A 13205-nucleotide genomic window follows, 5' to 3' on the forward strand; every position below is an offset into this window, starting at 1 on the left:
AATTGACTAGGTAAAAGCCCAGACAGCCGGGCAAATCCGCATGATTCAATATTCTCTCAAATGTTCGAATGATCACCGCTTTGACAGCTGGTTCCAGTCCGCGAGCGCCTTCGACAAGCTGCAGTCTGCCGGCATGGTCAGCTGCGCCGTCTGCGGGGTGAGCGAGGTCGAAAAGGACCTCATGGCGCCCCGCGTAAGCGCCGGAAAGACCGAAGCGCCGAGCGCACCCGCCAAGCCCGATACCCCGCTTTCGGGCCCGGCTTCGCCGGCCGAGCAGGCGCTCAGGGAGTTGCGCGAGGCGGTCGAGAAAAACTCCGATTACGTCGGCCGCGACTTCGCCCGGGAGGCGCGCGCCATGCACAGCGGAGACGCGCCCAAGCGCTCGATCTGGGGCGAGGCGCGCGGCGAGGAGGCCCGCAAGCTTCTCGAGGACGGCGTGCCCGTCGCGCCCCTGCCCTTCCGTCCGACCCGAAAGAACAACTGATGCGCGTCCTGATCACCGGCGCAAACCGCGGCATCGGCGCGGCGCTGAGCCAGACGCTCGACGCGCGCGGCAACGAGGTCATCGGCACCGCCCGCGCGGCACAGGGCTGTGTTCCGCTCGACGTGACCCAGCCCAACCAGATCACTGCGCTGGCGCGGCAGCTGTCGGATGCGCCGCTCGACGCGCTGATCTGCAATTCCGGCGTCTTCCACGACAAGCACGAACGCCTCGACGACGGCTACCCGCCCGAGATGTGGGCGCAGGAGTTCGCGGTCAACGTGACCGGCGTCTTCCTTATGGTGCAGGCCTTCCTGCCGCACCTGCGCAAGGCACCGGCGCCCAAGGTGATGATCATCTCGTCGCAGCTCGGCAGCATGGCCCGCGCGACCGGCGGGAAATACATCTACCGTGCCTCGAAAGCGGCGGCGCTCAACCTTGGCCGCAACCTGTCGGTCGACCTCGCGCCGCAGGGCATCGCGGTAGGCATCTACCATCCCGGATGGGTGCGCACCGACATGGGCGGCAGCGATGGCGACCTCACCGCCGAAGAGGCCGCCTCGGGCCTCGCCGACCGGCTCGCGGCGCTGTCGCTCGACACCTCCGGCTGTTTCGAGACCTGGGATGGCCGCACCCATCCCGACTGAGCCCGGCGACTTCCCGGCAGCCTTCGCCCGGGCATGGGCCAGTCGCGAGGGCGCCGAGATCGCGGCGCTCTTCACCGAGGATGCGGATTTCGTCAACGTCACCGGCCTGTGGTGGACCGGGCGCGAGGCCATCGCCGCGCCGCATGACTACGCGCTCAAGAGTTTCTTCGCCGACACCGAGCTTCGCCCCGGCCGCACCGAGGTCCGGTCCATGGGCGAAGATGCGGCCGTGGTGCGCTGTCGCTTCACGCTCACGGGCCAGCGCCTGCCCCAGGGCGGAACCGCTGGGCCGCGCCAGACCATCCTGGTCTTCGTCCTGCGCCGCGACCCCGACGGCTGGCGCGCCGTGACCGCGCAGAACACCGACGTTGTTCCCGGCAAGGAAACCCACGTCAACGACGGCACGCTGCGGCCCGCCGACTATCGCGGCGGCTGAGAGCGCCGGCCACACCCGTCCGGCCTCGGCCCGCATGGCTCTTGCGCGACCCCCGCCCCCGGCGTAAACCGCGCCTGATTCAGACCACCCGCGGGGAGTCCCCATGCCCGTTCTCGTTATGAAATTCGGCGGCACCTCGGTTGCCACGACGGACCGCATCCGCCGTGCGGCCAAACGCGTGGGCGTCGAGGTGGCCAAGGGCTACGACGTGATCGTCATCGTCTCGGCCATGGCCGGCAAGACCAACGAGCTCGTGGGCTACGTCGAGGAAACCTCGCCGCTCTTCGACGCGCGTGAATACGATGCCGTCGTCAGCTCGGGCGAGAACATCACCGCCGGGCTCATGGCGCTGACGCTTCAGGAAATGGACGTGCCGGCGCGCAGCTGGCAGGGCTGGCAGGTGCCGCTGATGACCACCAGCCAGCACAGCTCGGCGCGCATCGTCGACATCCCGACCGACAACATCACCCGCAAGTTCGGCGAAGGCATGCGCGTGGCCGTGGTCGCGGGCTTCCAGGGTATCTCGCCCGAGGGCCGCATCACCACGCTCGGCCGCGGCGGCAGCGACACCACGGCCGTGGCCTTTGCCGCCGCCTTCGACGCGGAACGCTGCGACATCTACACCGACGTCGACGGCGTCTACACCACCGACCCGCGCATCTGCGACAAGGCCCGCAAGCTCGACCGCATCGCCTTCGAGGAAATGCTCGAGCTCGCCTCGCTCGGTGCCAAGGTGCTGCAGACCCGGTCGGTCGAACTCGCCATGCGCTACAACGTGAAGCTCCGGGTGCTCTCGAGCTTCGAGGAACAGTCCGACGAAGCCGGAACGCTCGTCTGCGACGAGGAGGAAATCATGGAACTGAACGTCGTTTCCGGGGTCGCCCATTCGCGCGACGAGGCCAAGATGACCCTGATCTCGGTCGCCGACCGTCCGGGCATCGCCGCCGCCATCTTCACGCCGCTCTCGGAGGCGGGCGTCAATGTCGACATGATCGTGCAGAACATCTCGGAAGAGGGCCGCACCGACATGACCTTCTCCTGCCCCACCAACCAGGTGGGCCGGGCCGAACAGGCGCTGAAGAAGGCGAAGGACTCGGGCGACATCAACTTCCACGATCTCGTGGCCGACACCGATGTCTGCAAGGTCTCGGTGGTGGGCATCGGGATGCGGTCGCACACCGGCGTCGCGGCAAAGATGTTCAAGGTGCTGTCGGACGAGGGCATCAACATCAAGGTCATCACCACCTCCGAGATCAAGATCTCGGTGCTGATCGACCGCAAGTACATGGAGCTGGCCGTGCAGGCGCTCCACGATGCCTTCGACCTCGAAAAGGCCTGACACCTCGGGGTGGGCAATCTGCCCACCCTCCCCTTCCCCGTGCCGTATTTTCGACGACGGAGAGGCCCGTGCGGGCCGGTGCGACATTCCTGAACATGCGGAATGCACACATCATTCACCCAGAGGTTGAGTTTTCTTAGCTCTTTCCCTATGGCCTTCATCTCGCCTATAGCTGGCGTGACCTCAGAGGGACTTGGCCGCTCCATGATCGACCGCTCCGAAAGTGAAAGCCGCAAGCTGCTGGTTCGGCTGCGAGATACCATGGCGGAAGAAGCCGCCGGGCAAGAGCGGCTCGACAAGATCACCCATCTGACCGCCGATTCCATGGGCACCGAGGTCTGTTCGATCTATCTCTTCCGCGACGAGGAAACGCTCGAGCTCTGCGCCACCGAGGGCCTCAAGCAGGAGGCCGTGCATCACACCCGCATGAAGCTCGGCGAGGGTCTCGTCGGCCGTGTCGCGCGGACCGGCAAGATGGTGAACACTGCCGACGCCCCGTCCGAGCGCGGCTTCCGCTACATGCCCGAGACCGGCGAAGAGGTGTTCTCGAGCTTCCTCGGCCTGCCGATCCAGCGCCTTGGCGAGAAGCTCGGCGTGCTGGTCGTGCAAACCAAGGACAAGCGCGAGTTCACGCCCGACGAGATCTACGCGCTCGAGGTGGTCGCCATGGTGCTGGCCGAGATGGCCGAGCTCGGCGCCTTCGTCGGCGAAGGCGCGGCGCTGAAGGCCCGGCACACGCAGGCGACGCTGATCCGCGGCATCACCGGTCAGGAAGGCACCGCCGAGGGCCACGTCTGGCTGCACGAGCCGCGCGTTGTCGTGACCAATCTCGTGACCGACGATCCCGAGCGCGAGCGCGACCGGCTGGAAGCCGCGGTCGAGCAGCTTCGGGTGAGCGTCGACGAGATGCTCGAAGGCGCCAGCGGCGAGCAGCTCGAGGTGCTCGAAGCCTACCGGATGTTCGCCAACTCCAAGGGCTGGCGCACCCGCATGGAAGAGGACATCGACCGGGGCCTTTCCGCCGAGGCCGCCGTCGAAAAGGAGCAATCCGTCGCCCGCGCCCGCATGGCGCAGGTCGCGGACCCCTACCTGCGCGAGCGGCTGCACGATCTCGACGACCTGTCGAACCGGCTGCTGCGCATCCTCACCGGTCAGGGCCGGGAAACCGGTGCCGAGATGCCTGCCGACCCGATCCTGATCGCCCGCAACATCGGTCCGGGCGAGCTTCTGGACTACGGACGCCGCCTCAAGGGGATCGTTCTCGAGGAAGGCTCGGTGGGCAGCCATGCCGCCGTGGTCGCCCGCGCACTGGCGATACCGCTGGTGATCCACGCCCGCCGGATCACCAACGAAGCGCTCAACGGAGATCACATCATGGTCGACGGCGACCAGGGCCTCGTGCACCTGCGGCCCGATGACAGCGTCGTCGGCGCCTTCCGCGACAAGATCGCGATGCAGGCGCAGGCCCAGGAACGCTACGCCTCGATCCGGGGCAAGCCCGCGGTGTCGCTCTGCGGCAAGCGCATCAACCTGCTGATGAACGCGGGCCTTCTGGCCGACCTGCCGTCGCTGCCCAGCTCCGGCGCCGAAGGCGTCGGTCTCTTCCGCACCGAGCTGCAGTTCCTGATCCGCAACCAGATGCCGCGCCGCACCGAGCTCGTCGAGGTCTACAAGCGGGTGATGGAGGCCGCCGGCGACAAGCCGGTGGTGTTCCGCACGCTCGACATCGGGTCGGACAAGGTGCTGCCCTACATGAAGCCCACCGACGAGCCGAACCCGGCGCTTGGCTGGCGCGCCATCCGCGTCGGCCTCGACAAGCCCGGCGTCATGCGGATGCAGCTGCAGGCGCTGCTGCGCGCCGCCGACGGGCGACCGCTCTCGGTGATGTTCCCCTTCGTCGCGCAATACGAGGAATTCAGCGCGGCGCGCGCCGAGGTGCTCAAGACCATCGCGATAGAGCGCAAGCTCGGCCACACGGTGCCCGACAAGGTGACCATCGGCACCATGCTCGAGACGCCGAGCCTCGCCTATGCCTCGAAGAAGTTCTTCGAGGACGTCGAGTTCATCTCGATCGGGGGCAACGACCTCAAGCAGTTCTTCTTCGCCGCCGATCGCGAGAACGAACGCGTGCGCCGCCGCTACGACACGCTCAACGTCAGTTTCCTGAGCTTTCTCGAGAACATCGTGCAGCGCTGCTCGGAATCGGGCACCCCGCTGAGCTTCTGCGGCGAAGACGCCGGACGGCCGATCGAGGCCGTCTGCCTTGCCGCCATCGGCCTGCACACGCTATCGATGCGGCCCGCTTCCATCGGGCCGGTGAAGAGCCTGATCATGCGCACCGATCTCGACGCGCTCTACGACGTGATCTGCGACGCCCGCGAGCGTGGCGAGCAATCGGTGCGCGCGTCGGTGATGGACTACCTGCGCTGGAACGGCTGACAGCCCGTCGCCTCCAGAGCATGCTTTCGGCAGGCGCGCGGGTGCCGCACGCGGTGGAGCAACGGCACTGGTTGTTCGGGTCCGAGGATGCTCTATTCTGCATGCCGTAGTATGCGGAAAGGACTCTCTCATGCTTCTCACCCTCCACCATGTCCAGCTTGCCATGCCCGAGGGGAAGGAAGACGACGCCATCGCATTCTACCATGGCATTCTCGGGCTGCCCGTCGTCGAAAAGCCCGATGCTTTGCGCCATCGCGGTGGCGTCTGGTTCGAGCGCGCCGGGCTGCGCGTACATCTGGGCGTGGAGAAACCGTTCTCACCGGCCCGCAAGGCGCACCCGGCTTTTCAGGTCGCAAGCCTGACCACCATGATCGCCGCGCTTGAGGCGGCCTCCTGGCCATGGCGTGAGGACATCGACCTGCCCGGCTTGCGCCGCCTCTATGTCGACGACCCGTTCAGCAAGCGGATCGAACTTCTCGAGCTCTCGCGGTCTGGGTGAACCCCGCGCAGCCCCTCCACAGGACACCCGACCTGCCGTGCAAAGGTCGCCCGACCGGGTGGAGAGAGGGCCCCGGCCGGGCGTCGTCTTGCTGCATGCGCGTCGCGCGCCCTTCTGGCAACGGACACATCCCGCACGTTTTGCGCGGGCATAGGCCTCATTCGAAACGGCGTTCGGTCCATGGCTGCCGACGGAGGCAAGCGTGGAGCCGGACGGGGCCAGGCGGCGGGCATTCCCCCGACCGCCTGTTGGTCATAGACGACCATTGGCAAAGAACAGGTTAACGCGGGGTCTGCATTTCTGCGCGAAGTGCCGCGACCAGCGTTTCGCGATCCTGCCCGGTGTCACGCGCAAGGCGCATCAGCCCGAAATGCACATGGGCCATCTGCTGGTAATAGCTGGTGTAGGCGTAGTTCGTCGCCGCCCCCGCCGCGGCGCCCAGCACCGGCACCGTCTGGGCCGCGAGCTTCTGGCCCAGCACCGTCGCGAGCTTCGGCGCAATCTTGCGAATGAGCCCGTGCACCGTGGCCCCGGTCAGCGTCAGCCGCGCCGACAGAAAGCCCATGTCCGCCCCGTCGTCGCGTTCGAGCGGCCCGGCAGCGGCGAAGACAGACAGGCATTCCTGCCGGATCTCGGTGCTGTCGGGATCGAAGCCGTGCTCGGCCGCGATCCCCTGGATGGCGCGCAGCAGCACCGTGGTCGTTACCGGGAGTTCCGCCAGCGCCGAGGGCAGACCGCCGACGCCGCCCGCCGCGCCCATCGCGGTGGCCAGCGCCGTGTTGAGCCAGCCCTTCTGGTCGGGCACCACGCCGCGCGACCCTGCCGCCGCGGCGAGCGCCGTCTCGAGCGCCCTCTGCGTCGCGATCTCGAGCCGGTCCTTCACCGGGTCCGGCAACCGTTCGAGCAGGTTCTCGGCGTGCCCGCCGACGATGTTGAGCACCTGCAGCCCGGCCCCGCCCGCGGCGCGGTAACGGCGCGCCAGTGCGGCGATCTCGGTCTGGGTGTCGATGGGGGCCAGCTCTGTTCCGGTCATCTCTCTTCCTCTCGGGTCCATGCAGGAAGAGATCGTCGTGCCGCGCGCGAAATCAAGCGCTGCGGGTGACCTCGCCCGTAACCTCGCCCCAGGCACCGGCCCTCAGCTCGAGCCCCAGAACCCGCTCCGGGTTGGTCGGAGGCGGCATCTCGACGCCCTCGAGCCGGTGGAACCCGAAGCGCTTGTAGTAGGGCTCGTCCCCCACCAGCAGCACCCGTGCCCATTCCAGCGCGCGGGCGCGTTCCAGCGTGTCGCGGATCAGCGCTGCGCCCAGCCCCTCGCCCTGCGCAGTGGGGTGCACGGCAACCGGCCCCAGCAGCAGCGCCTGCCATTGGCCGATACGCACCGGCCAGTAGCGGATCGCGCCGCCCAGGATGCCGGTCTCGTCGCGTGCGACACGGCACAGTTCGGCCACCGGCGCGATGTCCTCGCGCAGGCGGTAGGACGACAGCGCGGTGCGCCCCGGCGCGAAGCTGAGGTCGTAGAGTGCCTCGATCTCCCACCAGTCCCCCGGCTTTTCCTGTGACAGCGTGAACAGCGCCGCTTCTCCCGTGCAATCCGTGACCTCCGGGCTTATCACTTGTGGTGATACGCGCAAACACCTGAAGGGACAGCCATGTTCTATCGCCCCGAAGAGGGTCACGGCCTGCCGCACAACCCGTTCAATGCCATCGTCACGCCGCGCCCCATCGGCTGGATCTCGACGCGCGGCACCCTCGGCGACAACCTCGCGCCCTACAGCTTCTTCAACGCCGTCTCCTACGTGCCGCCACAGGTGATGTTCGCCTCGACCTCGGTCAAGGAAGACCGCGGCGACACCAAGGACACCGTGGCGCAGCTGCGCGAACACGGCGTGTTCTGCGTCAACATCGTCGAGGCGGCGATGCGCGACGCCATGAACCAGACCGGCGGGATGTGGGACGCCGGCACCGACGAGTTCGCGCTGGCCGGCATCGAAAAGGCCGAATGCGAAACCATCGATTGTCCCCGCGTCGCCGGCGCCCCTGCCGCGCTCGAGTGCAAGGTGGTCCAGATCGTGCGCCTGCCGGGCGCGGCGAATTTCGTTACCTTCGGCGAGGTCACCGGCGTGCACATGCGCGACGACTGCCTGCGTGGCGGGCGCTTCGACGTCACCACGTTCCAGCCGCTCGCCCGCATGGGCTACCGCGATTACGCGGTGGTCCGCGACGTCTTCGAGCTGAAGCGGCCCGGAGAGTGACAGGCCAGGCCGGGCGGGCTATGCTGGCCCGGCTTTCGATGGAGGAAACGATGGACCAGCCCCTTTGACGCCCTGACCTGTTCTCAGCGTATCCAAGGAGGCCCCATGCCCTTTTCACGGCCATTCGCCCTGCCCGACCCGGCCAGCATCCACCCCATCACCCTGCCCGACGGCACGCCCCACACCGGGACCGTGCATCTCGCGTCCGTGCTCGATCATCCATGCATCGAGGCCGGCGCCTGGAGCTATGCCTCGGACTTCGATCCGCCCCCGCCCGACGGCTGGACCGCGCGGCTGGCGCCTTACCTCTTTCCGTTCTCCCAGGAGGGGCTGCGCATCGGCCGGTTCTGCCAGATCGCCCACGGCGTGCGCTTCATCACCGCCTCGGCCAACCACGCCACGGCGGGGATCAGCAGCTTTCCCTTCATGGTCCACGATCCCGCGACCATGACCGATGCCCAGCCCGATCGGCGCGACACGGTGATCGGCCATGACGTCTGGCTCGGCTACGGCGCGCTGGTGTTGCCCGGCGCACGGATCGGCAACGGCGCGATCATCGGCGCAGGCGCCGTGGTACGCGGCACGGTGCCGGATTACGCCGTGGTCACGGGCAACCCGGCCACGGTCGTCCGGATGCGCTTCGACGCCGCGCAGGTCGCGCGGCTCAACGCGCTGGCGTGGTGGGACTGGCCGGCCGACCTCATCGCCCGCGCCCGCCCGGCGCTCGAGGCGGACGACCTCGACGCGCTTGCGGCCCTCGCCCCCTGAGTGACGGAACGGCCCGACCGGCGCCCCGCCCTCTGGTCTCACCAGCGGTGCCGATGGGCACCCCGACGCCAACCACCGCCAAGACGCGAAAAGGGCGCGCACCGCAAGGTGCGCGCCCCCGGGCGTCGCGGGCGAAGCCCGCGGCGCAATTCCTCGCTCCCGGCGCTCAGTGGCCGCCGAGAATGCCTGTCCGCACGTGGTAGTCCACGGCCAGCGCGTAATCCGGATCGTCGTCGGAATCGACCATCAGGTGCCCCGCCTTGGTCAGCAGCCGGTGGCAATCGCGCGACAGGTGACGCAGCTGCAGGCGCTTGCCCGCCGCCTCGTATTTCGCCGCCACGGCCTCGATCGCCTGCAGCGCCGACTGGTCGACCACCCGACTGTCGGCAAAGTCCACGATCACCGACTGCGGGTCGTTCGCCACGTCGAAGAGTTCCACGAAGCCCTCGGAGGAGCCGAAGAACAGCGGTCCCTGAATCTGGTAGACCTTCGCCCCCTCGGGGGTGACGTAGCTCTTGGCGTGGATTCGCCGCGCGTTGTTCCACGCATAGGCCAGCGCCGAGACGATCACGCCCACGACCACGGCGACCGCGAGATCCTCGTAGACCGTCACGACGGTCACCAGGATGATGACGAAGGCGTCGATCAGCGGCACCTTCCACAGGATGCGCAGCGAGTTCCACGCGAAGGTACCGATCACCACCATGAACATCACGCCCACCAGCGCCGCCAGCGGGATGAGCTCGATCAGCGGCGAGGCGAAGAGGATGAAGCTCAGCAGGAACAGCGCCGCGACGATGCCGGCGATGCGGGTGCGACCGCCGGACTTCACGTTGATCATCGACTGGCCGATCATCGCGCAGCCGCCCATGCCGCCGAAGAAGCCGGTGACGAAGTTCGCGAAGCCCTGCGCGATGCACTCCTGGCTCGCGCCACCGCGCTGGCCGGTCATCTCGCCCACGAGGTTCAGGGTCAGCAGGCTCTCGATCAGGCCGATGGCGGCGAGGATCACCGCGTAGGGCAGGATGATCCACAGCGTCTCGAGGTTCAGCGGCACCATCGGGATGTGGAACGGCGGGAAGCCGCCCTGGATCGAGGCCATGTCGCCGACCCGCGGCGTGTCGAGCCCGAGGACGATCACCAGGATGGCGGTTACACCGATGCCCGCGAGCGGCGCGGGGATGACCTTGGTGACCTTCGGCAGCAGCCAGATCACCGCCATGGTCAGCGCCACGAGCCCAAGCATGATGTAGAGCGGCATCCCCGTCAGCCATTCGCCCCCGGTGGTGCCATGGCCGGTGATCTCGGCGGTGCCGGGCTGCTTGAACTGGGTCAGCTGCGCCATGAAGATCACGATCGCGAGCCCGTTCACGAAACCCAGCATCACGGGATGCGGCACCAGCCGGATGAACTTGCCCCAGTGCATCGCGCCGGCGAACATCTGCAGGATCCCCATGAGCACGACGGTCGCGAACAGGTATTCGACCCCGTGCTGTGCGACGAGCGCGACCATGACCACCGCGAGCGCGCCCGTCGCCCCCGAGATCATTCCGGGCCGGCCGCCGAAGATTGAGGTGATGAGGCCCACGAGAAAGGCCGCATAGAGACCCACCAGCGGGTGCACACCCGCGACCAGGGCAAAGGCCACCGCCTCCGGCACCAGCGCGAGCGCCACGGTCAGGCCGGAAAGGACGTCGGTCTTGATCTGTCCCGGGGACAGCGCCGTCGTCGGCGCCACCCGAAGATCGGGCATGGTTATGCTGTCGGCGAATCTCGCCAGAAGGGCCTTGGCCATCGGTCATCCTGTTCTTTTGCGTCTGGGCAAGGCGCAAATACTTCAGGCAGGCCTGAAACGCCACCCGTTAGCGTTCACCCCGGGCAACGGCATGATGTTGCAGCCCGAAGGGCCTGCCGCTTGGGCAGACGCGATGCACGCGTGACCAGACGCCGATTCGCGCCGGTGTCGGTGATCGCGAAGCGCGGACCGCCCGCCGGTGCGGCGGCAGCACCGGTGCCGGCGTCGGGACGACGTCTTTTCATCCGCACGCGGGCGGTGCAAGCTCGCCCGTGACGCCGACAACGGCGACAACGGCGGCTATGACGGGACAGGAGCAGCGCACGATGGCAGGCACGATGATCGGGGTGATCGGCGGATCGGGCGTCTACGACCTCGACGCTCTCGAGGACAGGTGCTGGACGGCGGTCGACAGCCCCTGGGGTACGCCATCGGACGAGATCCTGACCGGCCGGCTCGACGGCGTGCCGATGGCCTTCCTGCCGCGCCACGGACGCGGCCACGTGCACGCGCCCTCCTCGGTGCCCTACCGCGCCAACATCGACGCGCTGAAGCGGCTCGGCGTGACGGATGTTCTCTCGGTCTCAGCCTGCGGCTCGTTCCGCGAAGAGATGGCGCCGGGCGATTTCGTCCTCGTCGACCAGTTCATCGACCGCACCTTCGCCCGCGACAAGAGCTTCTTCGGCACCGGCTGCGTCGCGCATGTCTCGGTCGCTCACCCCACCTGCCCCCGGCTCGGCGCCGCCTGCAGCGCCGCCGCACGCGACGCCGGCCTCACCCTGCACGAAGGCGGAACCTATCTCGCCATGGAAGGGCCGCAGTTCTCGACGCTCGCGGAATCGCGGATGTATCGCGATGTCTGGGGGGCCGACGTGATCGGCATGACCAACATGCCAGAGGCCAAGCTCGCCCGCGAGGCCGAGCTCTGCTACGCCTCGATCGCGATGGTGACCGACTACGACAGCTGGCACCCCGAGCACGGCGCGGTCGAGATCACCGACATCGTGCGCACCCTCACCGGCAACGCCGAGAAGGCCCGCGCGCTGGTCGGTCGCCTGCCCGCGCGACTGGGCGCCGACCGCGCCCCCTGCCCGCACGGATGCGATCGCGCCCTCGACCATGCCATCCTCACCGCGCCGGGGCAGCGCGACCCGGCGCTGCTCGCGAAGCTCGACGCCGTCGCCGGACGGGTGCTGGCATGAGCCTCGATCTCTGGCTCGCCTTCGTCGCGGCCTCGACCGCGCTGCTGCTGATCCCCGGCCCGACGGTGCTGCTGATCCTGTCCTACGCGCTGTCGCGCGGACGCCCTGTGGCGCTTGCCACGGCGGGCGGCGTCGCGCTGGGGGATTTCACCGCGATGACCCTGTCGCTCGCCGGGCTCGGCGCGCTGGTCATGACCTCGGCCGCGCTCTTTACCGCGCTCAAGTGGATCGGTGCTGCCTACCTCGTCTGGCTCGGCATCCGGCTCCTGCGCAGCGCCCCGAGCGATGGCCTCTCCCTGCCGAAAGCCGACACCTCGCCGCGCGGGGTCTTCGCCCATGCTGCCACGGTGACCGCGCTCAACCCCAAGAGCATCGCCTTCTTCATCGCCTTCGTGCCGCAGTTCGTCGCCCCCGACCGGCCACTGCTGCCGCAGTTCGCGCTGCTTGTCGGCACCTTCGTCACCCTTGCGGCGCTCAACGCGCTGGCCTATGCCCTCGCCGCCGACCGCCTGCGCCGCGCCATCGCCCGGCCCGCGGTCATCGCCTGGCTCACCCGGCTGGGCGGCCTCGCGCTGATCGCGATGGGGTTCTTCACCGCCACCCTGAGACGCACCGCCTGAGAGACAGACATGATCCAGCAGAAACAGGTCCGGGACTACATCCGTGCCATCGTCGACTTCCCGCACGAAGGCATCGTCTTCCGCGACGTGACCACGCTCTTCGCCGACCCGCGCGGCTTCCGCATGGCCATCGACCAGTTGCTGCACCCCTACGCGGGCCTGCGCTTCGACAAGGTCGTGGGGCTCGAGGCGCGCGGTTTCATCCTCGGCGGCGCGGTCGCGCACCAGCTCTCGGCGGGCTTCGTGCCGATCCGCAAGAAGGGCAAGCTGCCCGCCGCCACCATCGCCGAGAGCTACACGCTGGAATACGGCGAGGCGGTGGTCGAGATCCACGACGACGCCATCTCCCCCGGCGAGCGCATCCTGCTGGTTGACGACCTGCTGGCCACCGGCGGCACGGCAGAGGCGGGCATCAAGCTGGTGGAACGGCTGGGCGGCGAGATCATCGGCTGCGCCTTCATCGTCGACCTGCCCGAGCTCGGCGGCCGCAAGCGGCTTGAGGACATGGGCATGGACGTGCACGCGCTCTGTGCCTACGACGGGCACTGACGACAGAAACCGCCGCCCGCCCCCAAGGGCCCGAGGCACCGGCCCCGCTCCCAGCCCGGACCACCGCACGGGCCCTCGCCCGCAGGCACGCCCGCACCACGCGCCCGCTCACGACACAAGGGCCGGAACGCCCTCACGCCCGGCCCTTCTTCTCTTTGAAAATACCCTCGGGGAGCGC

At 68.3% G+C, this 13205-nt stretch carries 14 protein-coding genes; 11 read left to right on the forward strand and 3 right to left on the reverse strand.

Annotated elements, in window-relative coordinates:
• Positions 1 to 40: 40 nt before the first annotated feature.
• From D6860_RS03705 to D6860_RS03730, 6 genes are all read left to right on the forward strand, one after another.
• Positions 41 to 484, forward strand: coding sequence for a DUF1178 family protein (locus tag D6860_RS03705; protein WP_076623953.1), 444 nt, complete (start codon positions 41 to 43; stop codon positions 482 to 484).
• On the forward strand, positions 484 to 1128 hold the full coding sequence (locus D6860_RS03710; RefSeq protein WP_076623951.1) for an SDR family oxidoreductase: 645 nt from the start codon (positions 484 to 486) through the stop codon (positions 1126 to 1128). Before D6860_RS03705 ends, D6860_RS03710 begins: the two co-directional genes overlap by 1 nt.
• Complete coding sequence (locus tag D6860_RS03715) at positions 1106 to 1564, forward strand: SgcJ/EcaC family oxidoreductase (protein ID WP_076623949.1); 459 nt, start codon at positions 1106 to 1108, stop codon at positions 1562 to 1564. The genes D6860_RS03710 and D6860_RS03715 overlap by 23 nt, the downstream gene beginning before the upstream one ends.
• A 103-nt stretch (positions 1565 to 1667) precedes the next feature.
• Positions 1668 to 2903 carry an aspartate kinase gene (locus D6860_RS03720; RefSeq protein WP_076623948.1) on the forward strand — a complete coding sequence of 412 codons (1236 nt, stop codon included), beginning with the start codon at positions 1668 to 1670 and terminating at the stop codon, positions 2901 to 2903.
• A 204-nt stretch (positions 2904 to 3107) separates the two neighbouring features.
• The gene (gene ptsP, locus D6860_RS03725) at positions 3108 to 5342 is read left to right on the forward strand and encodes a phosphoenolpyruvate--protein phosphotransferase (RefSeq protein ID WP_076623946.1); all 2235 of its coding nucleotides are present in this window, start codon (positions 3108 to 3110) and stop codon (positions 5340 to 5342) included.
• 130 nt (positions 5343 to 5472) lie between these two features.
• Positions 5473 to 5841: a VOC family protein gene (locus tag D6860_RS03730; RefSeq protein WP_076623945.1), complete on the forward strand. Its 369-nt coding sequence runs from the start codon at positions 5473 to 5475 to the stop codon at positions 5839 to 5841.
• A gap of 280 nt (positions 5842 to 6121) precedes the next feature.
• On the opposite strand, the gene D6860_RS03735 is transcribed toward D6860_RS03730, so the two are convergent.
• Complete coding sequence (locus tag D6860_RS03735) at positions 6122 to 6874, reverse strand: EcsC family protein (protein WP_076623943.1); 753 nt, start codon at positions 6872 to 6874, stop codon at positions 6122 to 6124.
• A 52-nt stretch (positions 6875 to 6926) separates the two neighbouring features.
• The gene (locus D6860_RS03740; RefSeq protein WP_076625390.1) at positions 6927 to 7412 is read right to left on the reverse strand and encodes a GNAT family N-acetyltransferase; all 486 of its coding nucleotides are present in this window, start codon (positions 7410 to 7412) and stop codon (positions 6927 to 6929) included.
• Positions 7413 to 7490: 78 nt separating this feature from the next.
• Between D6860_RS03740 and D6860_RS03745 the strand changes: the two genes are divergently transcribed.
• Together D6860_RS03745 and D6860_RS03750 are read left to right on the forward strand one after the other, a co-directional pair.
• Positions 7491 to 8093 (forward strand): flavin reductase family protein, encoded by a 603-nt coding sequence (locus D6860_RS03745; RefSeq protein WP_076623942.1) that lies wholly within the window; start codon positions 7491 to 7493, stop codon positions 8091 to 8093.
• Positions 8094 to 8198: 105 nt separating this feature from the next.
• On the forward strand, positions 8199 to 8861 hold the full coding sequence (locus D6860_RS03750) for a CatB-related O-acetyltransferase (protein ID WP_017467833.1): 663 nt from the start codon (positions 8199 to 8201) through the stop codon (positions 8859 to 8861).
• 166 nt (positions 8862 to 9027) lie between these two features.
• On the opposite strand, the gene D6860_RS03755 is transcribed toward D6860_RS03750, so the two are convergent.
• Positions 9028 to 10656 carry a SulP family inorganic anion transporter gene (locus D6860_RS03755; RefSeq protein WP_076623940.1) on the reverse strand — a complete coding sequence of 543 codons (1629 nt, stop codon included), beginning with the start codon at positions 10654 to 10656 and terminating at the stop codon, positions 9028 to 9030.
• A gap of 326 nt (positions 10657 to 10982) precedes the next feature.
• Here D6860_RS03755 and D6860_RS03760 point away from each other — a divergent pair, with 326 nt between their 5' ends.
• Genes D6860_RS03760 through D6860_RS03770 form a run of 3 tightly spaced genes read left to right on the forward strand, consistent with a single transcriptional unit; the run spans position 10983 to position 13027 of the window.
• Positions 10983 to 11858, forward strand: a complete 876-nt coding sequence (locus tag D6860_RS03760; protein WP_076623939.1) for an S-methyl-5'-thioadenosine phosphorylase — start codon at positions 10983 to 10985, stop codon at positions 11856 to 11858.
• Positions 11855 to 12478 (forward strand): LysE family translocator, encoded by a 624-nt coding sequence (locus D6860_RS03765; protein WP_076623937.1) that lies wholly within the window; start codon positions 11855 to 11857, stop codon positions 12476 to 12478. The genes D6860_RS03760 and D6860_RS03765 overlap by 4 nt, the downstream gene beginning before the upstream one ends.
• 9 nt (positions 12479 to 12487) lie before the next feature.
• Positions 12488 to 13027, forward strand: a complete 540-nt coding sequence (locus D6860_RS03770; protein WP_076623935.1) for an adenine phosphoribosyltransferase — start codon at positions 12488 to 12490, stop codon at positions 13025 to 13027.
• The last annotated feature ends 178 nt before the right edge of the window (positions 13028 to 13205 follow it).

Source organism: Salipiger sp. D13 (genome assembly GCF_003703915.1).
Lineage (GTDB): Bacteria > Pseudomonadota > Alphaproteobacteria > Rhodobacterales > Rhodobacteraceae > Salipiger > Salipiger profundus.